General features: G+C 38.1%; 20 protein-coding genes and 1 pseudogene. 4 read left to right on the top strand and 17 right to left on the bottom strand.

Annotated features, from left to right (window positions below; genetic code table 11):
- Window positions 1–80: 80 nt before the first annotated feature.
- The 5 genes and pseudogenes from pheA to OXPF_RS09235 all read right to left on the bottom strand — a co-directional run bounded on the left by pheA (window position 81) and on the right by OXPF_RS09235 (window position 4,806).
- On the bottom strand, window positions 81–938 hold the full coding sequence (gene pheA / locus OXPF_RS09255; RefSeq protein WP_054874911.1) for a prephenate dehydratase: 858 nt from the start codon (window positions 936–938) through the stop codon (window positions 81–83).
- Window positions 939–1,014: 76 nt separating this feature from the next.
- Window positions 1,015–1,884: pseudogene (gene aroF / locus OXPF_RS09250) on the bottom strand (3-deoxy-7-phosphoheptulonate synthase); the annotation flags it as partial.
- A 458-nt stretch (window positions 1,885–2,342) separates the two neighbouring features.
- Window positions 2,343–2,771, bottom strand: coding sequence for a threonine/serine exporter family protein (locus OXPF_RS09245; RefSeq protein ID WP_054874910.1), 429 nt, complete (start codon window positions 2,769–2,771; stop codon window positions 2,343–2,345).
- On the bottom strand, window positions 2,765–3,526 hold the full coding sequence (locus OXPF_RS09240; protein ID WP_054874973.1) for a threonine/serine exporter family protein: 762 nt from the start codon (window positions 3,524–3,526) through the stop codon (window positions 2,765–2,767). Before OXPF_RS09240 ends, OXPF_RS09245 begins: the two co-directional genes overlap by 7 nt.
- A 59-nt stretch (window positions 3,527–3,585) precedes the next feature.
- Entirely contained in the window at window positions 3,586–4,806 is a 1,221-nt protein-coding gene (locus OXPF_RS09235; RefSeq protein WP_242854369.1) for an MFS transporter, read from the bottom strand.
- A gap of 369 nt (window positions 4,807–5,175) precedes the next feature.
- Between OXPF_RS09235 and OXPF_RS09230 the strand changes: the two genes are divergently transcribed.
- Entirely contained in the window at window positions 5,176–5,742 is a 567-nt protein-coding gene (locus OXPF_RS09230) for a hypothetical protein (protein WP_054874909.1), read from the top strand.
- A gap of 69 nt (window positions 5,743–5,811) precedes the next feature.
- On the opposite strand, the gene OXPF_RS09225 is transcribed toward OXPF_RS09230, so the two are convergent.
- Entirely contained in the window at window positions 5,812–6,573 is a 762-nt protein-coding gene (locus OXPF_RS09225; RefSeq protein ID WP_054874908.1) for a MerR family transcriptional regulator, read from the bottom strand.
- Between the two features lie 422 nt (window positions 6,574–6,995).
- On the opposite strand from OXPF_RS09225, the gene OXPF_RS09220 reads away from it, so the two are divergent.
- Complete coding sequence (locus OXPF_RS09220; RefSeq protein ID WP_054874907.1) at window positions 6,996–7,610, top strand: hypothetical protein; 615 nt, start codon at window positions 6,996–6,998, stop codon at window positions 7,608–7,610.
- A 61-nt stretch (window positions 7,611–7,671) separates the two neighbouring features.
- Here OXPF_RS09220 and OXPF_RS09215 read toward each other — a convergent pair whose 3' ends face one another.
- Window positions 7,672–9,354 carry a LolA family protein gene (locus OXPF_RS09215; RefSeq protein WP_054874906.1) on the bottom strand — a complete coding sequence of 561 codons (1,683 nt, stop codon included), beginning with the start codon at window positions 9,352–9,354 and terminating at the stop codon, window positions 7,672–7,674.
- A 4-nt stretch (window positions 9,355–9,358) separates the two neighbouring features.
- Complete coding sequence (locus tag OXPF_RS09210) at window positions 9,359–9,871, bottom strand: RNA polymerase sigma factor (protein WP_054874905.1); 513 nt, start codon at window positions 9,869–9,871, stop codon at window positions 9,359–9,361.
- Window positions 9,872–10,170: 299 nt separating this feature from the next.
- Between OXPF_RS09210 and OXPF_RS22440 the strand changes: the two genes are divergently transcribed.
- The gene (locus OXPF_RS22440; protein ID WP_160317186.1) at window positions 10,171–10,320 is read left to right on the top strand and encodes a hypothetical protein; all 150 of its coding nucleotides are present in this window, start codon (window positions 10,171–10,173) and stop codon (window positions 10,318–10,320) included.
- A gap of 94 nt (window positions 10,321–10,414) precedes the next feature.
- On the opposite strand, the gene OXPF_RS09205 is transcribed toward OXPF_RS22440, so the two are convergent.
- The 3 genes from OXPF_RS09205 to OXPF_RS09195 all read right to left on the bottom strand — a co-directional run bounded on the left by OXPF_RS09205 (window position 10,415) and on the right by OXPF_RS09195 (window position 12,674).
- Entirely contained in the window at window positions 10,415–10,768 is a 354-nt protein-coding gene (locus tag OXPF_RS09205) for a GIY-YIG nuclease family protein (protein ID WP_054874904.1), read from the bottom strand.
- Between the two features lie 11 nt (window positions 10,769–10,779).
- Window positions 10,780–11,877 carry a DUF2087 domain-containing protein gene (locus tag OXPF_RS09200; protein ID WP_054874903.1) on the bottom strand — a complete coding sequence of 366 codons (1,098 nt, stop codon included), beginning with the start codon at window positions 11,875–11,877 and terminating at the stop codon, window positions 10,780–10,782.
- A gap of 128 nt (window positions 11,878–12,005) precedes the next feature.
- Entirely contained in the window at window positions 12,006–12,674 is a 669-nt protein-coding gene (locus tag OXPF_RS09195) for a flavodoxin family protein (RefSeq protein WP_054874902.1), read from the bottom strand.
- Between the two features lie 281 nt (window positions 12,675–12,955).
- Here OXPF_RS09195 and OXPF_RS09190 point away from each other — a divergent pair, with 281 nt between their 5' ends.
- A complete protein-coding gene (locus tag OXPF_RS09190) occupies window positions 12,956–13,789 on the top strand; it encodes a pyrroline-5-carboxylate reductase family protein (protein ID WP_054874901.1) in 834 nt (277 codons plus the stop codon).
- Window positions 13,790–14,085: 296 nt separating this feature from the next.
- Here OXPF_RS09190 and OXPF_RS09185 read toward each other — a convergent pair whose 3' ends face one another.
- The 6 genes from OXPF_RS09185 to OXPF_RS09160 form a co-directional block, all read right to left on the bottom strand.
- On the bottom strand, window positions 14,086–15,549 hold the full coding sequence (locus OXPF_RS09185; RefSeq protein WP_054874900.1) for an Msr family ABC-F type ribosomal protection protein: 1,464 nt from the start codon (window positions 15,547–15,549) through the stop codon (window positions 14,086–14,088).
- 531 nt (window positions 15,550–16,080) lie between these two features.
- Window positions 16,081–17,364 (bottom strand): beta-N-acetylhexosaminidase, encoded by a 1,284-nt coding sequence (nagZ, locus tag OXPF_RS09180; protein ID WP_054874899.1) that lies wholly within the window; start codon window positions 17,362–17,364, stop codon window positions 16,081–16,083.
- Window positions 17,365–17,459: 95 nt separating this feature from the next.
- The gene (locus OXPF_RS09175; protein WP_054874898.1) at window positions 17,460–19,016 is read right to left on the bottom strand and encodes a sensor histidine kinase; all 1,557 of its coding nucleotides are present in this window, start codon (window positions 19,014–19,016) and stop codon (window positions 17,460–17,462) included.
- Window positions 19,006–19,692, bottom strand: a complete 687-nt coding sequence (locus OXPF_RS09170) for a response regulator transcription factor (RefSeq protein ID WP_278308373.1) — start codon at window positions 19,690–19,692, stop codon at window positions 19,006–19,008. The genes OXPF_RS09175 and OXPF_RS09170 overlap by 11 nt, the downstream gene beginning before the upstream one ends.
- A gap of 176 nt (window positions 19,693–19,868) precedes the next feature.
- The gene (locus OXPF_RS09165) at window positions 19,869–20,321 is read right to left on the bottom strand and encodes a DUF4342 domain-containing protein (RefSeq protein ID WP_054874896.1); all 453 of its coding nucleotides are present in this window, start codon (window positions 20,319–20,321) and stop codon (window positions 19,869–19,871) included.
- Window positions 20,322–20,410: 89 nt separating this feature from the next.
- Window positions 20,411–21,163: an N-acetylmuramoyl-L-alanine amidase family protein gene (locus OXPF_RS09160; RefSeq protein ID WP_054874895.1), complete on the bottom strand. Its 753-nt coding sequence runs from the start codon at window positions 21,161–21,163 to the stop codon at window positions 20,411–20,413.
- Window positions 21,164–21,226 lie beyond the last annotated feature (63 nt).

Below are 21,226 nucleotides of genomic sequence, written 5' to 3'. Positions count from 1 at the left end.
TACAGTAAAACAGATAACCCTATCAAAGTAACATTTGGCAGGGTTATCTGTTTTTATATTGCTGCAAAATAAATCTTCCGTCACGCCTTGCACAGCAGACCTTCATCTTCTATATCATCAACATGCTTTTTATAGTTCCCCAAAAGCTTAAAATAACAACTGTTTCTTTCAATTTCCTTCGTAGCATTTATTACTGTTATATCGTTTAAATTACCCTCATAGTCTATATAAAAATAATATTCCCAGGGAGTGTGCGCAACAGGCCTTGATTCTATCTTAAGCAAATTGATATTGTTCTCGGCAAAATATTTAAGCACATTGTAAAGGCAGCCTGCCTTATGTTCCGTCGAAATTACAATACTTATCTTATCCGGACTCTCACTTTTATCCATCTCCTTGCCTATAATGGCAAACCTTGTGTAGTTGGTGTCATTCATATTGATATTTTCAGCCAAAATCTCAAGGTTGTAAAGCTCCGCCGCTCTTTTGCTGGCAATGGCTCCCAATGACTTTGACCCTTTTTCATTAACGTATTCCGCGCTTACAGCAGTGTTTCTATAAGGTATCAGCTTCCAGTCCCTGTGAGAACTTAAATATTCCCTGCACTGCTCCAATCCTTGGGGATGGGAATAAACTTCTTCTATATCATCTATTTTTGCACCCTTCACGCCCATCAAGCAGTGGCTTACCTTGATGCAAATCTCGCCTACTATATAATAGTCGTGCCTGTTTAAAAGGTCATATACGTTGGCAATGGCTCCCGTTGAGGAATTTTCTATAGGCAGCACTCCATATTCTATTGTATTTTTGTCCAATTCCGAAAATACATCTTCAAATTCCCTGACAGCTATCATATCAACTTCCCTGCCAAAATAATTTATAAGTGCTTCTTCGCTATAAGAGCCGGGCACTCCCTGGAAACCTACTTTTATTCTCATGAGAATTTCACCTTCCTTGCTACTATATATTTGAACCTAGGGCATAACATCCGGTTATGCTTTTTCAAACTAAGAATTATATAACTCTTCCCTGAATATTCACCAGGCCTTTTAGCGCTCCGACCAATGTATCGAATTCTTCCGGCCTTAAGGACTGCTCACCGTCGCACAAGGCTTTTTCGGGGTTGTTGTGAACCTCAATTATAAGGCCGTCGGCACCTACGGCAACAGCTGCCCTCGCCAGCGGATCCACCATCCATCTCTTTCCGCAGGCATGGCTGGGGTCAACTATAACCGGCAGGTGGGTAATCCTCTTTAATACTGCAACTGCGCTTAAATCCAATGTATTTCTTGTGTAGGTTTCAAAGGTTCTTATCCCCCTCTCACAGAGAATGACATCGGAATTGCCACCTGCCATTATATATTCCGCCGATAAAATCAGCTCTTCTATGGTAGCAGACAGGCCTCTTTTTAGCAGCACCGGTTTATCAACTTTGCCTAGCTCTTTTAAAAGCTCATAGTTTTGCATATTTCTTGCGCCCACCTGTATGATATCGCCATATTCCATGACATAATCTATCTGCTCTATGCTCATAACTTCCGTCACGACAGGGAGGCCGGTTTCAACGCTGGCAATCTTTAATAATTTAAGTCCGTCAACTCCCATGCCTTGAAAGCTATAGGGTGAGCTTCTCGGCTTAAATGCTCCGCCTCTTAAAAATTTTGCTCCCGATTCCTTAACCTTTGTTGCTACTTCAATTATTTGTTCCTCGCTTTCAACGGAGCAGGGACCGGCCATAATAGCCAGGGTATTTCCGCCTATCTTTCTGCCGTCAACCTCTATAACGGTATCATCAGGATGGGACATCCTGTTTGCAAGTTTAAAAGGCATAGGAGCGGCCTGAACATCGCATGCTGTTTCCACACTGCTTCCCGTATCATACTTCATAATCTGTAACATTTTAACCCTCCTTGATTTTAGGTAAAATAAGAATCCCACCCGCTATAGCAATCAAAGATTGCTGGCGGATCCCGCGGGAACCTATGTTTTTGCAATAATAAAAAGAAGACCCAATGAGTCTTCTTAAAATACATATATAGATATTAAAAGGTATACTATACCCCTAAAATAGAGTATCCCCCTTAAATTCAAACTCATTAGAAAGGTAATCATTCATTTTTTTGCAGGGCCAAAAATCTGCGCTAAAATAGCGCTGACTAAAGTTGAAGCTAAAATATTCGCCTGCAAAACCCTTTCTAATAGAATTGTTCATTCAGGTATCCTCCGATTGGACTTGAGATATTTGTATTTCATATTATATGATGCAGCTTGAAATGTCAACATCTTATTAAGAAGATTATATTTTAAATAAATTCCTTATAATCAGAAAATTTGCTGCTTTTCTATTCTTTAACAACCCTGGAAAAGAACCTGAAAACAGTTGCCACAAGCATTATACCAAAGCCTACGGCACCTGCCACCGCCAGGGTTTGGATTCCAAATGCAAAGGCCTGTATAAAGTTCTGCTCCACAATATAAGTTATGGTTTTATAAGCTGTCATTCCCGGAACCAAAGGAAATATTCCCGCTATTGAAAACTCCATGGCAGGAGTTTTTAATTTTCTCGCCATGGTCTCACTGTATATTCCCACCGTAAAAGCACCCATGAAGGAAGACATAACGGTGTTTTTGGTTAATTCAAAGGATAAAAGATAAACCGTCCAGGCAAGGGCACCGCATAAACCATTCCATATTAATTTCTTCCTGTCTATGTTGAATAAAATGACGGGGAAAATGCTTCCGAAAAAAGCCAATATTACCTGCCTTACCATGAGCCCACCCCCGTACCTACAGATAAGGCCACCGCGATTCCCGCACCAATGGCAATTATTATAAGCAGCGATTCAGCGAACTTAATCATACCCGACATAGAATGGCCGTATATGATGTCCTTGATGCCGTTGGTAAGAGGCACTCCGGGAATGAGAATTATGATGGAGCCGGTTATTACATTATCCTTAATTATAAAAGGAAATAACCCCTGGAGCATCATGCTTACGCCGCCGATTATAAGGCCGGATAAAAAATACTCGAGGAATTTAAAAAGTCCCGCCTTTGAAAGCCTTTGAAGCATGGCGTATATCCCAATGGATATGGGCGCCGATGCGATGGCATCGTATATGGTTCCGTTAAAAAACAGGGTATAAATAAAGGATATCATTCCTGCGGAGAAAAGCCTTAACCCGAGGCTGAAATTTGGGGCCTTTTCAATCTCCTTGAGCATCCTTTTAGCTTCATCGTAGGAAAGAAGCTCTTTTTGAATATTCCTGGAAAAGGTATTAACAAGCTCTATTCTGTGCAAGTCGACATTCCTTGATTTTATTTTTTTAAGGGAGGTAACCTTTTCATCGTCACCATATGCAATGGATACAAATATACCTTTTTCGATAGCCAGGCATTCACACTCATGTCCGTACGCCCTGCATATATTTTCAATTGTTTCCTCCACTCTGTAAGCCTCTGCCCCATTAGTGAGAAGTATCTCTCCTGCCCAGAGAGCAATTTTTAAAACCTGCTTAGCTTCCATTTTTACCTCTTTGTTACAAATAAATTTTAAAATGAAGCAGGCTGCAGCCTGCTTCATTCTTAGTTTTCTATGGATTTTATTGAAATATTCAAGATGCACGCCATTCCAAGGATTAATATGAGTATTCCTGATAGAAGGAACCATCTTGCAATGCCTATTATTTCCGCTCCGGGGCCTGCAACTACGAGCCCTACAGGCGAAGCAATAAGCATCATGCTGTTTATTACCCCCATTACCCTTCCTAATATACTTGGATCGATTTTGCTTTGCAGCAGTGCAAAATATGAGCCTGCAAACAAAGGGCTGCTAAACCCCATAAGAGCTGTGAGTATCACAAATGCTATGAATGCGCCAACGGGTAAAAGCCCGGATACTATAAGCGCTGCTCCCATTATTAATATGGAAAGGCTGATTATTGTAATTCTATTCAGTTTAGCACCTATAGCTCCAAGTACAGGGGATCCTATAAGCATTCCTGCAGCAAATGCAGCCTCCACAGTGCTGGCATGAAAGGCTCCGCCTTGGAAATGGCCTCTTACCATAAGAGGAAATAAAGAACCTACAGGAATATATATAACCATGTAAATAGAAGAAATAATAGTAAGCACAAATAACCCTTTATAACTCATAAGTGATTTTATGCCATAGCCAATTTCCCTCAATATGCCTTTATTGTTCATATCTTCATCGCTTTTAACCGGATCTTTAATTTTTATAGCCAGCAAAGTAATAGTTGCAATAACTGCTCCCAATACATCTATCAGCATTACATACTGTACCTCAAACATTCCCAGCATGAGTCCTGCCAAAGCCGGTCCCAATATAAGGCTGACTGACTGTATCATCTGGGTTATACCTGCAGCCCATGTCAGTTTTTCTTCGGGTACAATCATAGGAATCGATGCCTGCATTGCAGGCGTATGAAATGAAGAACCAAGAGATCTCAGTGCCAGAGCCGCATAAATTATCCCCACCGGTGGTTCACCTACGAAGAATATTATAATCAGCACAAAAGTTACTGCCGCTATACAAAGGTCAGCGACAATCATTATAAACTTTCTGCTGTGCCTGTCTACAACTGCCCCGATAAATGGTCCCAATATGGCATGAGGCAAAAATCCTGCAATTGATGCAACAGATAAAACTATTGCCGAGTTCGTCTTAACAGTAAGCCACCATATGATGGCAAATTGTACTACCGAGCTTCCAAGCACTGAAAATGCCTGGCCTGCCGAAATTATATAAAAAGTCTTCTTCCAACTGTTCATTTTATTTTCCAAGTTTTTTCTCTCCTTCAAACTGCTATTTTAATTGGATTAAATAGCACGGAACATGACATTTCATTCCACATTTAAAGGATATTTCTTTATATACGGAAGAGCATCTTCATGAACCGCGCTTTACTTCCTTAACCTTACGCTGTATATACCGCCTCTATAAAGCAATTTAAACTCCTCCTTTTAAATCTCCAGTTGTCTTTGACACAACGGTCGTATTATAACATAAATTCATTTAAAAGGAAACTTCATATACTTAATATACGTCTAATATATATATAGTTAATATAATTTTGCACCGCCATGTTTGTAATGTTATTTATGCTTTAAAATACGTACCCACAATAAATCCTAAAAGGAGGCTGAAAAATTATGAAAAAAATTGTATTGCATGTAACAGGAATTATAATTATACTATTCATTTTATCCGGATGCTCCATCAACGACGGTAGACGTGTAACTCAGCCTGGTACAGCCGTAAGGTCTAATAGCTTAGGCGGTATATGCCTCGGTGACTCTTCAAATGATGTTATGAATATATTAGGCAAGGATTATAAAGAATCTATGGAAATAGATTATTCCGGCTATTTTAGAGAAGATTTGATAATTTGGACCTACGGCAAAGGCATTGTTGTAACTTTTGGCAAGGACACTAAAAAAGTCTTAAATGCCGCTGCTCAAGGCTCGGATTTTCAAACTGACCTGGGAGTAAAGCCTGGAGACAGCGCAAAAATTGCTTTTGAAAAATACCAATCCAAATTCAATCAAGTTGTAAGCCGTCACACCGACGAGCCTATTATAGGCTGGTATGACATAGGCGATGGGCAGCTCATCATACTGGATTTAGACAAGGACGATGATTCTATGATTAATATGGATGTCGAAGAAGATTCAGTTATAGAAGAAATAGTGCTGGCATACTGGGAGCATTTTGATTGATTAAAAAATACCGAGGCAGTTTAAAACCGCCTCGGTATTTTTTTAGCTATTTAGATCTCTTTGCTTATATTATTTTTTTCCTGCATAGATGAATATGGCGTCCCTTAAAAATGCTGCGGTTCCAGACTGCTCCGTGTCATAGTATGCTGTAAATCTTTCATCATCAACATACATTTGCCCTAAACCCGCATGAGCTTCCTTGCTGTACTGGGGCCAGAAGTAAGTCAGCCACTGCCTGTGAAGGTCAACAGCCTTTTGTGCCAGTTCTCCTGACGGATCACCGGTTTTAAATGCTTCTGCCAGTGTTTCTTTTACCTGTACTGCCAGGTCGTTTACCTCATCATACTGTTCCTTGGTCATATTTTTGAATTTTTCATTTGATTTTTCAACAACGTCCTTGCCATATTTATCCCGTATTTCATTGCCATATTTCTTTTCGTTTTCATCTATAAGCTTTTGCTTGAAGCCTTCGAACTTTTCTTTATCACTCATTATAATTCTCCCTTCTGTTAATGCTATTGTCTTTTCCACGTTTGCTATAAGCAAATCCAGTTGTTCTCTTTTTTCAAGGAGCTTTTCATGGTGTTCTCTAAGTGCCTTTGCTCCGTCAAAGGAAGGTGCGGTTACTATATCCTTTATACTATCCAGGCTTACACCCAATTCCCTGTAGAATAGTATTTGCTGTAACTTGTCAACCTCTGCCTGGCCGTAAATCCGGTATCCTGACGAATTGATTCTTGCCGGCTTAAGAATACCTATTTCATCATAATACCTCAATGTCCTGGTGCTGATACCTGCTATTTTGCCAAGCTTTTGCACTGTATACTCCATGCCCTCACCTCCTTACAAAATAACTATAAACTTTTACGCAACGTTAATGTCAATAGTATTTTAAAAATATTTAGTAAAATGAAATAGTAAATTCTTGATTGCAAGACTAAATTCATCATTAACGATTTTAGCCTTGCATAAAACCTATATTTCATTCCATATTTAAAGGATACCTCTTTATGTCTAGAAGGCAGTATCGTCATGCCCCACCCCCTAATCCTCCGCTTTATATGCATCTTCTGTAAATCGATTTAAACTCATCCTTTAACATAAAATCGTCTAAAATGAAACTATATATACCTAGGTTCCGTCTAATAAATATAAATTATATAACTTTATATTTTTTGCCGCCCTCAGGATGATTATGTTTCAAAAGGCGGCTGCCTTAAAAATTCAATAATATAATCGGAGGTTTTATTTTTATGATAAAAACCGCATTAATTACGGGAATTATTATGATGCTATTTATGATTTCCGGATGTTCGGGCAATCTAAACCCGCGTATAAGCCAGCCGGGTACCGACATACAAAATAACGGCAATGTTGATGAAAATAAGAATCCTACTCCTGCCGTTGTAAGGCCCCGGAGCCTTGGCGGCATATGCCTTGGTGACTCCATCGAAGATGTTGTTAAAATACTGGGCAAGGACTATAAAGAATCCCTGGAAACTGATGACTCCGGGTATTTTAAAGAGGATTTGACTGTTTGGACCTATGACAAAGGTATAACTGTAAAATTTGGGAAAGAAACTGAAAAAGTCATAAGTGTTACTTCCTTCAGTCCCGATTTTGAAACTGACCTGGGAGTTAGAGTTGAAGATAGCGCAAAGACTGGATTTGAAAAATACAAACCAAAATCCGATCAAGTTACGAGTCGCCACACCGGAGAGCCCCTTGAAGGATGGTTTGACATCGGTGAAGAGAAGCTTATAATTCTGGATTTTGATAAAGGCAACAATACTAAGGTTAACAGCATTGTAGAAGATAGCTCTATTATTGAGGAGATAGTTCTTGCATACTGGGATCATTTCGATTGATTTTTTTAACATAAATAGCTGGGCGGTTTAAATTACCGCCCAGCTATTTATTCAAACTTTACTATTTCATATCGTATCCTACTACAGACCAAATTCCCGTTTCATCCTGCCTTACCAATCGTTTTAAATAAACCTTGGCTATAGGAGATTTTTCGCTTTCAACCTCTATTATTGCCTCAATGCCTGTATTTTCAATAATTTTAAGTTGTTCATATTTTACGGGATAATCTCCTGTAATACCTTCAGGTGAAATTTGAAGGCTTACAAAAACCTGAGTTACAAAGGTTGGGTCCAGCTGCCATGGGGAATGGCCTCCGTCAACGCCTTTTTGGTCATTCTTTGCAATTTCCATATCCACTGGCACCTCTACCTGGGGTTTAGCGGAGCTTCCATCCTGTGAAGGTATTTCAACTTCCATACCTGTAAGGCTGCCTGCAAATTCCGCCAGGGTTTCTAGTGGAGCATTACCTAATACGGCATACTCTTTTCCTTCCTGTATCCACCTTATGGAGTTCAAATTGGTCACCCCTGCATATGGACCTGTACCTAAAATTCCTGACTCTGATTGTATTGGCGATTGCATTTCCACCTGTATATCACCTATTTTTCCTAACATAGAGTTCGGTGATGGTACAAGCTCATCTGCACTTAATTTTTGCCGCAGCACAATCCTTATATCTTCATTTGATACCAGTGAATAATATATCTTGACTGCATTTTCACCGGTCTCTACGGCTATTCCCTTTTGGACATAGCCTTCGGGAATATTTTGAGGAAGCACTGCAGCAAATCCCGCAATATTTTGTGCCTCTTCAATATTTATAACCTTTAATTCCTGGTTTACATTGACTTCGCTATATCCTTCCGATGGAATATATTCCATAATAGAGCCAGGAATATCATCAGTAAATTCTATTTCCGTGTAAGTTACCGTATATTGCAGTGCATTGTTCATTGCCGACTGTTTTCTTAATGGAAGCTTTGTTTCTTTATCAACCCATATTTTATAAACATCTCCGCCCTCAGGAGTTACTTCAATTAAATCCGCTTTCCTTCCGGCAACTGTTTCCTCGCCTATAACCTCTGTAGATATGGCATTTTTAATGTTCTCTATTTCCTTTCCAAGTTCAAAGCTGAAACGGTATGAGTCGGGAAAGGCCGGAAAAGTATATACAATATTTTCATCCCTATTATAGGCAATGTCTTTAGGCACAACCTGCCATTTCTTCTCCCCGTTGTTTACAGTTACTATACTGTCACCGCTGCCATCTGACTGCTTAACATAATAGCGGCCTTTTTTATCTGCCCATACTTCCAATTTTGCCTGGGATGCAGGTTCTCCTTTGGCATTTACCGATGCAATTTCGATAAATCCATGGTAGGCCTTTATTTTGTTGTATGCCTTCTCCATGGCATACGCATAATTTAATGTGTTAAAAGGAGATATATAGTTTAAGGTTAATGCAATAACCAGCATTGCAGCAATAGCTGCCGTCATGCCAATAAGCCTTTTTAGCCAGATATTCGTTTTGCTTTGAGAGATTTGCTTCGATACATTGTGAACCAGTTTTTCTGTATAACTTTTTTCGGGCATAACCGGTTCTTTTAATGTTTTAATAAGTCTTACCGTATTATAAAGCTTCTCCATTTCAGGGGATTCAACATCCTCTTCGTGCTCTTTAGGCTTATTTTCAGCATTTAAAGTATCAATATAATCAGACAATTTATATTCAAAATCATTCATAGTTTCATTCCTCCTTGACCAGTATTCTCTGCAGATTTTGAACTGCCCTGTATTGCAGGGAACGCACCGCACCTTCGCCTTTTCCCATAATATTAGCCGTTTCTGCCACGGAATAGCCTTTAATTATCCTTAAGTCTATTACATTCTTTTGCTCATCGTTCAAGTTGTTTAAAGCATCTTCAATAACCTGTCTTTGTATACTTGCTTCCGTATAATCTTCACTGGCTACTTTTTCAGGATTAATTTCATCCAGATTGATATCTGTGCCACTGCGGTTAATTTTTCGCCATTTATCCCGCAGAATATTATGGGCAACCTTCTTCAGAAAGCCTATGTATCTTTCTGGACTTGTTTTATATTTTTTCATATAGGCAATGGTTTTTACGTATGTCTCCTGGGTTATATCCTCTGCCTCTTCACGGTTTTGCACCTTGTAATATATAAAACGGTAAATTTGCTCCCAGGTAGATAAACATACACTTTCAATTTCTTCTAAATTCACATCTTCTATTGTCATATGTCAACACCTTCTTTCCCGGCGCCGGGTTGTTTACATTAATTAAGACGAAAGAAATCTGAAAATGTCACGAAAATATTATTATTTTTATTCTTACCGTATAGTTACTATGCAAATAAACTTATTGTTCAATATGGAAAAGATGTACTCAGAATATCCTATATTTATTTAAAAGAAGGTATAGAGCAGTTGACACTGATGCCTATAAGCCTCATTATGACGAAATGGTAAAAGAGCGAGTACTTGCAAATTCTTCGCAAAACCTTGTATCGATAAAGTGAGGATGATGAATATGTTTATTGATGTTACGCCTTGAAGAAATCGACCCGCTTTACGTCATAGTTGGCTTTGTCGTTGTAATGCTACCTTACGAGATGCCGAAACTGTTTTGCAGGAGAAAAATCAATGCATTTTCCATGAGCGAGGCACTAAAAGCAGGAATGGAATAGAAAAGCTTCTTACAAAGAGATGAGTTTGAGCCACGGCGTCGCCGTGGCTCTATTATTTGCCCATTTTGAAAAAGGCAACCTACCCCTTGAATTTTTAATATTCATTTCCCTTCCCAAGCTTATCCCGCCATATATCTTCCAAAAGCTTAAGTTCCTCATCAATTTCTGATTTTGTCATTTCAGGTTTTACATCTAAAAGCTCCAATACTTCTATAGAAAAATTATCAAACCCATACTCTGTAATATCAGCGGCTAATTTTCTGGGAAACACTCCGGGGGTTGATGTCTGAGCTCCGAATTCAAACTTATTGTATATATTTTTAATATCTGTGGTGCTGCCTAAAAGATATTTTCCCGTTTTCACATTTTTTATCCTGTATACGCCCATATCAAGTTTGGCTTCTTTGTATTGCGCTATCATTTCTTTACGGCTGAGTTTTTTATCCATAAGATTTTCTCCTATTCTTTGTTATAGCCCTTTTCATTGAAGGGTTGGAGCCTTTGTATCCACTGCTTTTCAAGGTCCTTAATCTTACTCATCAGGCCTTTGATCTCTCCGTCTTCTTCAAAGGATTCCAAAATTTCAAAAGCAAAAGCATCCTCACCATACCTATTCCAATCATCCTGCAGTTCTTTATTTCTGTAAGACCCAACATTAAGCTCAAATTTGATGCCGTTGAGTTTGGATAGATTTCTCCCGCTGGTGATAAAAATCTTTTGATTTTTGGTATTCCTTATCTGGTAGACACCGCTTATAACCTTTTCATCCTTCTTTTCCGGCTTGTTTTCACCGGTATTTGAATCTTTCACCCAATACTCGCTGCAATCCTTCTTCCTGTCCATAAAGCCATATTCTATCAAATATCTTCGTAATGCAACATAATCGTATTCGTATATCTCTTTCAATATTTCGTTCAGTTCTTTTTCATTATATACCGTGCTTTTATCAAAGCGCTTTATAATCTGGCGCAGAACAATGATTTTATGCTTCTCCTGCATGGAGAAGGTTTTAAGCTTTCCGTTTATACCTTGAGGGAAGTATTTCTTTATCAGCCTTTCGTTTTCATCACCGGTGACATTATAACGGTCGTCCACCATAGTTGCCGCCATATGAGGCTTTATAAGGCTTGCTGGATTTTTATCCTTTTCCTTTAAAAGTTCCATCATCACTAAAAAGATCTTTGACTGCCTTTCTCTTTCTCTTAAGGCAAACCTGTGATTCCGTATGGTAGACGGGCTTCCTATGCCCATTTCTTTTTGTACTTCCTTATCCGTTTTACCCTGATAGAAAAGATTTATAAGTGTTCTTTGATGTTCCGACAATCCGGTAAGCTTTTTATCGAGACTGCTTAAATATTCAAAAACAGAACCATGCTCATCCTCTATGTGCTTAATCATAAACTTCCCGGCTTCGTATAAAGCATTACCTGCAGGATAGATTATACCCTTTTCTATTTTCTTTCCGCATAACAGGCATAAGAAACTCTCCTGTTCTTCTATAAATCCTCTTTTCATTTCATTAAGGGAAGCATTCCAAAACTGCTCCGATATTTCCATTCTACAAACACTCCTTTGCTACTATATATTTGGACTTTCAGCATAACATCCGGTTATGCTTCAGAAATTGCTGTACAGTTTATAGGATAATTTATACTTAAGTTTACTACTTATAGAAATATGTTGCTTTATTTAAAAGCAATCCCTTTTTCCAGCAAGCTTTGAGTTGTTTCCGATAATTTCATACCAGTAGCAATCTCTTCTCCAGCAGCTTTTAAAACTGAGAGGTAACTGGATATAGATAATTTCAATTCCTCCGCTCGTTCAGTCAGATATTTCCCCTGCGTCGCATATATTTCTCCAATCACTTCAGAACGCATCTTAAGCGCTACCCTTTTAATCCAGAGAGAAATCACTTCAAACTCCGACCTATCAGAATAACCGCAGCTGGAAATAACCACAAACTTAGGGGTAAGCGCTCCTGTACTATTTGAATCTCCACCTTCCGCCTTTGCACCCTGAGGTGGATGAGGGCTGCCTATCATAGTCATACGATCCATAAAGACCTTCAGCATGCCCGAAATGTTCGCAAAATACACAGGAGTAGCAAAGACCACGACATCGGCTCCTCCAATAAGCGAGATCACTCCCAGCATATCATCGCTGATTACGCATTGACAGGGGCCTTTAGACCAGCAAATGTGGCAGCCTCTGCAGTGCTTGATTTCCTTCTCAGCCAAGAATATGTTTACTGTCTCTGCCCCTGATTCTTGCGCCCCCTTTAAAAATGAAGACACCATTACATTAGTGTTGCCTGTTTTACCTTTAGGACTTCCATTAATCGCAACAATTTTCATCTATTTATTTTCCCCTTTGCACAAAAATACTCTTTACTAAATTATTTTTTTCTTATGTTATTCCTATAAAAATGTTTTAAATCACTTAACACAAATTTATAAACTTATATTATTTTTATCTATTATATAATAAACATAATATAATTATATCTATAGTTTGTCAACCATCAGGAATATTATTTATTAAAAAGTTATTCTTCCATATATTCGGCAATCGTTGACCTACTCTTACTCTTGCAGTAGTATATGGGTATGATAAATGACGAAAGGAGTGGAATTGTTTGGGCGGGATAAACCTGGAGTTACTAAATAACCTTAAAGTTGGAATCATTGGATGTGGCCATTTGGGACAGGCAATGGCAGGATCACTGGTCAACCAGGGGCTTGAGAAAGAAAATCTTCTCATTTCATATAAAGGAAATCCTCTCACTTATCAAAAACTTGAAGTGCAGGGTCTGGCTTCATGCCTTACTACAAATCAAAGACTGTTCCAAGAATCGGGGATTGTTTTGATCACAGTAAGGCCCCAGGATATTCTTGAACTAAAGGAAACTGTGGTGTCAAGCAAAGTCCTTATTGTTTCATGTATGGCAGGAGTACCTATAGAACTGTTAAACAGGATATTAAGTATGGATGTGTATCGGATGATGTGCAGCGGACCGGACACCATAGTATCCGGAAAAGGTATAGCAGCTATATATCCAGAGCATGAGCATTTAAAATTACTAGTACGTTCAATAAATTTAACGCATATTAAAGTTATGTCAGAAAATGATCTGGACATCTTTACTGCCGGCGTTTGTATGCCTGCGGCATTATTGAAGTCAGAAAATTCAGCAGAACGTAAAATGGCTGTTGAGAGAATTGGAATGGAATATCCCCTTATTTCGGAACTTTATGCCTGGGCACTAAAGGCTTTGCCCCATTTTCATAGCAGCTTAGACAAAAAGAAATATATCGAGAGGATGATTACAAAAGGAGGGGTTACCGATGCCATTATCAACAGCCTGGCAAATGGTGTACCCTTTGATGTTGCATTAAAAAAAGGAATTGCCCGAACTAAAGAAATTTCTATTGAAATTCAGCAATCAATCATCAGCCGTGTACGCGGATAACCTTTGAGCACAATATCGCATCTTATATGATGTTTATTATTTATTGTATCAGTCATCAAAATATTATGGGCCGATAATTAATAGTTTGACTGCCAAGCCCTATAGGATAGGGGTAGGGCCTTCCAACTGAGTTATGAATTGGAAGACCCTCTATGTGTCAATATTAACCGTCCTCTTAAGAATTTTCCTTAAGGATACCTCTTAAGCTACAAGATTATTAAACACTTTTCTTCATACCAGTTCCGCCATAGAATGATTTCTCCCTTTTCATCTTTTATATACCCAGATAAATTAGTTTATCGGATTAAGTTCAATCTTTTATCTTTGATTTCATAAATCATATCAGCCACATTATCAAGCAGCCGTTTATCGTGAGTGATAAACACAATGGTTCCGGCATACCCTTTCATCAGCATCTCCAGCGCCTCTAGACTTGGCAGGTCAAGGAAGTTGCTCGGTTCGTCCATTAACAAGATATTATACCTGCCCATGAGCATTTTAGCCAGCAGCAATTTAATAATTTCGCCGCCGCTTAAAACAGATAACCTTTTGGTAATATCATTTTGTACAAAACCCATCGAGGCCAGCACTGAACGAATTTCTGACACATTGTAATCACAATCCTCCTGCATAAATTCTATGATCTCCTGATTACGGTTGTATCTATAACCATTTTGGGCAAAGTAACCTATTTCAGCCTTAGGTGAAATCGAAATACCCTCTTCATGGTTTAAGATCATCTGAAGCAAAGTTGTTTTTCCTGCACCATTCCCACCGGTCAGCGCCACCTTTGCCCCAAGGGGTATGCTAAAAGATGCTTTTTCAAACAACACCTTATCCCCAAACCTTTTATTGATTTCTGTGCCGGTAATCGGATAGGGATTATGGAGTGCCAATGCTTCACTCTGCCGGAAACGGATACTGCGGATATTTTCTGGAGCTTCCACGTCTCCCAAAGCTGCAATTCTATGTTCCATAGATTTAGCAGCATTATACAATGTTTTTTGCTTACTTCCAATTGTTTTCTGATGGGCTAAGCGCCCGCCACTTTCAGAATTATTTTTCTTTGAAACACCTTTGGCTTTCTGTTCTATTTTACGTGCTTGTTTACGTTTCTCTTCCACAGCCTGTTCCAGCCGGTCACGTTCCGCAACAAATTGTTGATATTTTGAAGACTGGCTTTTACGTTCCTCGTCTTTCTGACGAAGATAATCGGAATAGTTCCCCCAATACTCCGTGATTTTACCGTCCTTCAGTTCCCATATTTTATCCACCACCTCATCAAGGAAATAGCGGTCATGGCTGATAACCAGCAAGGCACCGGAAAAATATTTTAACTGGCCGACTAAAAATTCGATCCCCTCACGGTCTAAATGGCTGGTAGGTTCATCTGCCAAAATACCATGTACCTGTTCTGAAAGAGCCTGTGCTATTTTAAGTCTTGTTTCTTCACCGCCACTCATGGTTTGTACCTCTAATTGTTCAACATTCAGTTTGCCCATAAGTGCAAAATCTTTGACCTCCTGCAAAACTGCTTGATCTAATTGCGGAATGTAAGCAAATTGTCCGAAACGACTTATTTTACATCCTGGCAGAGTCAGTTCACCCAAGAGTACTTTAAATAAGGTGCTCTTTCCCGCACCATTTGGCCCCACCAAACCAATACGATCATAATCATATAATTCTATTTCATCAATATCTAAAATATCACGCCCTGTGTATTCCAGGCGAATGTCTTTTGCTTTTATTATTGATTCCATTTTATTTCCTCCCGTCTAAAAATCGCACGTTTTCATTTACCTGTACGCAGGGAAAACCCTGCGATTTAAGCAGGAAGGATTATATGAAAATATAATACATAAATGTTCCTCCTAAAAACTTTCATTGTTAAGCCCAATAAGCATAGCCAGAGATATGATGCTCCCTTTCGGGAAAACACGCGGCCTATGTTTACAGGCAATAAAAAATGCAGACTAAAATCCGCAGTGGGAGCTTTAGTCTGCATATCAACGTTAAAAAGACATAGGTAAACCATATAACCTCAGATGGTTACACTTCACCCGTATCTATGTCCCAACTCGTAAAATAAGTACAACAAAAAAGCTCACTATTGTGGATGATATTACCGCTCTTTTATTGCTGGCTTATCTTAAACGAACAGAATACATAGATAGAATGTCCTCCTTTAATCTTCTTTGTTTTGAATAATTATATCATAAATAATATATTACAGTCAATTTCCAGTCCTAATGAGTATTATAACGTATCATTAAGCTTCCATTGCTTTTTACTCATTTACCCGGCATATATATTTTTAATATGCTGTCGATTTTATTATTTATACTTTCAACATCTATTGAGTCAATTTTATTATCATTGATTTTATATTTGTCCTTTAGCTTCAATATCCTGTAAATACTTTGGTTTATCCTTTCCTCAGATAGTGTCCCATTTTGCACCGCCATTTTTAAACTATTAATTACAGCAACTTCGTTATCGAAAACATGGCATACCAGTATAATATCACTTCCTGCACTGACAGACTTAACTGACGCATCACCAATATCATAGTTTTTGGTGATAGCTCCCATAGTCATATCATCGGTAATTACAACCCCGTCAAAATTTAAATCCTTTCTTAAAATATCGGTAATTATTATTTTTGACATAGATGAAGGGTATTGCGGGTCTATTTCAGGCAGCAATATGTGGGCTACCATTACTGCATCAACCTCATCTTTTACTGCCTGGGTAAAAGGAACTAATTCAAAGCTTTTAAGCCTTTCTATATCATTATATACTGCAGGCAGGCCCACATGTGAATCTACCAAAGTATCCCCATGACCTGGGAAATGCTTTACTACAGGAATAATCCCTCCTGACCCTATACCTTTCATGGTCTGAATGCCCAATATAGTAACTATATCTGCACTGCCGCCAAATGACCTGTCGCCAATTATGGGGTTTTTAGGGTTGCTGTTAATATCCAGCACAGGTGCAAAGTCCATGTTGAAGCCAAATGCATTCAGCTCCTGGGATATAATCTTCCCTATATTATAAGAAAACTCCTCACTGCCTACAGCGCCTATAGCCTTATTAGCCGGAAGCCTTTTGAAGTCGGCAGGCATCCTGTCTATTCTGCCGCCCTCCTGATCAATGGATAAAAATAACGGTATTTTGTTTGCAGCATTCCTTGCCTTTAAAGAATTAACCATATCCAAAAGCTGATTTGTACTTTTTACATTCTCGCCTAATATTATAAAACCGCCTACATGATAATCTTCTATCAGTTTAACAGTAGTATTGCTTATGGAATATCCATCCACCCCGGATATAACCATCTGACCTATTTTTTCATCCAGCGTCATTTTCTCCAGCTCAGCTTTTATTGTATCTATTACTGGAGTCGGAGAAGGCTGTATGGAAGGCTTTAAATCTTTCCCGTCAGGTTTTGCCGGCTGGACAGTCTCCCCGCCCCCGCCAGCTATATCATTGGATTTTTCACCTGTACTGCACCCTGCCATAAAGATGAGCGTGATGAATAGTATAATTAATAAAATGTATCTGTTCAACATAAGCCGCCTCCCGCTGTTTAAAGCATGTCTGTCTTTAACCATAATATTTATCTTGCTTTTCGGACCGCTAATATTATTGTAGACGCTTTTAAGCACTAAAATGTTACGGAAACCGGAAGAACAATTTCTATTTTTGTGCCCTTATTAACTGTACTTTGAACTGATATTTGACCATTATGCTTTTGTATAATCCACTTCGCTATAGCCAGCCCCAATCCAGTTCCCCCTGTTTCTTTGGTCCTGGATTTATCTACCCTGTAAAACCTGTCAAAAATATGAGGCAGGTCTTCTTTTGAGATTCCTATTCCGTTATCTTCTATAGATATCAGCAATTTACTATTCTGTAAACCGCTATTTATTTTGATTTCTCCGCCCTGAGGAGTATATTTTATACTATTATCCGTAAATACCCTTAAAGCTTCTTTTAAAAGCTTGCGGTCAGCAGTAATCGTTACTGTATCATTTCTTTCACTCTTTATTTCATGAGTATCATCAATAAGCCTTGATTCTTTTATAATTTCATCTATCAACTCGTTTATATAGAACTCTTCCTTTTCAATCTTCTGGGTGTTCTTATCACTTCTGGCGAGAAAAAGCAGTTTTTCTATCAGCGATTTCATGTTCTCGGACTCGCTCTTTATTGCAGATATGGATTCTTCCAGTATGTTCTTGTCATCTTTTCCCCATCTGTCGAGCAGATTTATATATCCCTGAATAACTGAAATAGGTGTCCTTAACTCATGGGATGCATCGGATACAAATTGGTTTTGCTGTTCATAGGAGCGCTGTATCCTGTCCAGCATATTATTAAAAGTTTTTGCCAGATCTTTAAGTTCGTCCTGAGAACCTCTTATATCCAGCCTAATACCCAGTTCATTAATGGTTATATTTTCAACAGTTTTTGTCATGGTTTCAATAGGTTTTAAAGCTTTTATGCTGGCCCTGCTTCCGATAATCAGCATCATAATTGAAAATATTATATTCAAAACCAGCAGCCCGCCGCCTAAAGCTGCCGTACTCATTGTTTCAATTACCAGCCTGTCTTTTATTTGAATATACACAATCTTCGACCGCCAATTACCTTGACCGGTACGAAGCATTGCATACCCGAAGTTGTTATTTATATCATATGGCTGGCTCCAGTTCACATTAACAGCAGCCTTATCCCATATTAACATATAGTTATTATTCAAATGCATTACATCTTTTCGTACATCTTCACTGTAAAAAACTGCTCCAGACAGCTCATCTCCGTTTGTATATAAAACATTTCCATTTTCATCAAATATTGCAACTGAAATATTATCACTTCTTGATAGGTCATCAATTTTATCTATCGGTGTATCCATATTTTCATTAAGATAATTTGAAATGAATATATAGTCTCTTTGCATATTCTTCTGGGAGTTCCATCCTAAATATAACGCAAACCCTACTGTTATAAGTATGGTTATAAAGATTAAAATTCTGTTCATTATAGAAAAATATACTATTGTAATTTTAAAGGTCAATGAAAACCGTAACTTTTCCATAAAACTGTCTTTCAATTCAACTATCAATGAAACTGATTTTTTAACAAATAAAATAAACAATGCAAAAATCTGCCTTATTGCAGGCAGAAGGGATTTTATAAAATAATATCTATTTTTCATCCTTTAGAATATATCCCACCCCTCGTACAGTATGGAGCAATTTTATATTATACCTGTCATCAATTTTGCTTCTTAAATATCGTATATATACATCAACAACGTTGGTATCACCCATATAATCATAGCCCCATACTGCCTGAAGAGCCTTTTCCCTGGTAATTACAATGTTTTTGTTCTCCATAAAATACCGGAGGAGGTCAAATTCTCTTTTTGTGAGCTCTACCGGTTCATTATTATACATAAGAGCATGTCTGTCCAAATCCAGTTTCAGATTACCCAATTGAAGTACATTGGGTTTTATGTTTTGAGTTGATTTTCTTTTTAATGCTGCTCTTATCCTGGCAAGCAATTCTTCAATGGCGAAAGGTTTTGTCACATAGTCATTTGCCCCCATGTCGAGACCCATTACTTTATCCATGGTTTCATCTCTGGCAGTAAGCATGATAACAGGTACCTCGGAGCTTTGCCTCAGCCTCCTTAAAACCTCCATGCCATTCATTTTGGGAAGCATGATATCCAGAACAATCAAATCGAATTCTCCCTCGAGAGCTTTTTTAAGCCCTTCCCTGCCGTCATTAACCTGCTCCACCAGATATCCTTCATGATTGAGTTCTAATTCCAGAAATCTTGCAATTTTTATTTCATCTTCCACTATAAGAATTTTTTGACTAGCCACACCCATTTTCCTCCACATCAGATAAACAAACTTAATACCATGAATATACAAGCACTTATAGTATATCCTATAACGGCAATACCATCTATTGCTATTATAGCAAACTAAAATGCCTACTATAAAAGTAGGCTATTTCAGCATTATACTAATTCTTACCGGTAGATATATTCTCAAGCTTAAATTTCGCTCATTATATTATTTTTCATATTTTGTATACCATCTTGTACCTTATCCAATGTCTGATTTACCTGCACATCTTCCCCTTTATTTGTTTCGAATTTAAACCTGTACCCAAACAGCAGTGCCAGAAGTAGGCCGACGACAGATACATGGAATGTCAGTATTGCTATTAATATGAAAACGTTTAAGGACACATCTATTACAGTCTTTTCTTCCTTACGCATTATAAATCTGATTTCATTTCCCCTTTTTATCAAAGCTTTAACTTTATCAAAAAAACAGGCTTTTTCTCCATTCCCATATTTAGCTTTAATTTTATTATTTTTTTCGAGATATATCAGCGCATTGACTATATCTCCGTCACATTTTTCCAAAGCTTCTTTTGCATCCTCGTAGCTCACATTAGCTCTCTTTTTTAATTCATCAATCAGTTCTATATTTATTGACATTTTACTACCTCCAGGAATTTTTATTTATCTTATGTTTTTATTATAGAAGGCACTCATTAGAGAATAATTAATGAAAGATTAAAAACAGATTAGAAATAAAGGCTATCAGGCAAGCTATCCCTGGAAGTAAAATAACCAACTATGCCCTTATATATTACTTCGGCTAAATAGTCTCTGTATTCCTCTTCTTGAAGCAGTAAAAGGTCGATTTTATTAGTGATGAATCCCGTTTCAATTATAAGGCCGGGAATTTTTGAATAGGCAAGAAGATAATATCTTCCAGCCTGGGGCCTATGATTGCCCTTATATGTATTGCCCTCATAGCTGAATCCATCGTTGTTGAATATGTCCTGAAAAATGTTTGCTATGCTCTTGTTGTGGGGGTGGGAATTATAATAATAAGTCATTATACCTCTTGCTGACGGATTGCTCCTGCTGGAATTGGCATGAATGCTTATAAACATATCCGCATTGGAGTTATTTATTAAATTCAGTCTGGCTTTCAGATCCCTTCTGTATCTTTCCCTGTCAATTTTACCGTAGCGACTTAAATCCACATCCTCTGTTCTGGTCATTATGACTTTTACACCGCTCATCTCCAGTTTTTTCTGAAGCTTTAATGCCACATCAAGGTTGATATTCTTTTCTAATATGTAGCTGTTGTTTGCCCCGCCGTCCACTCCTCCATGACCTGCATCCACAACTATAATCTTTCCGGCAAGCATATTCTCCTCCGAGTATACGACGGTTAAGTAATAGGAAAACAATATGGCAATAATAAAAGGGATTAGGATTAAAAATATAATTTTCTTTTTATTTATTACTAAAAAAATGCTTTTCATTTAATTCTCCCGAAATCCAATTTGTAAATAAATATGAATCTATTAGCGGGAGAATTACCTTAA

Origin of the sequence: Oxobacter pfennigii, from assembly GCF_001317355.1 — a bacterium.
Lineage (GTDB): Bacteria > Bacillota > Clostridia > Clostridiales > Oxobacteraceae > Oxobacter > Oxobacter pfennigii.
The sequence above is the reverse complement of the archived record's forward strand: the minus strand, read 5'-3'. Positions and strand labels throughout refer to the sequence as shown.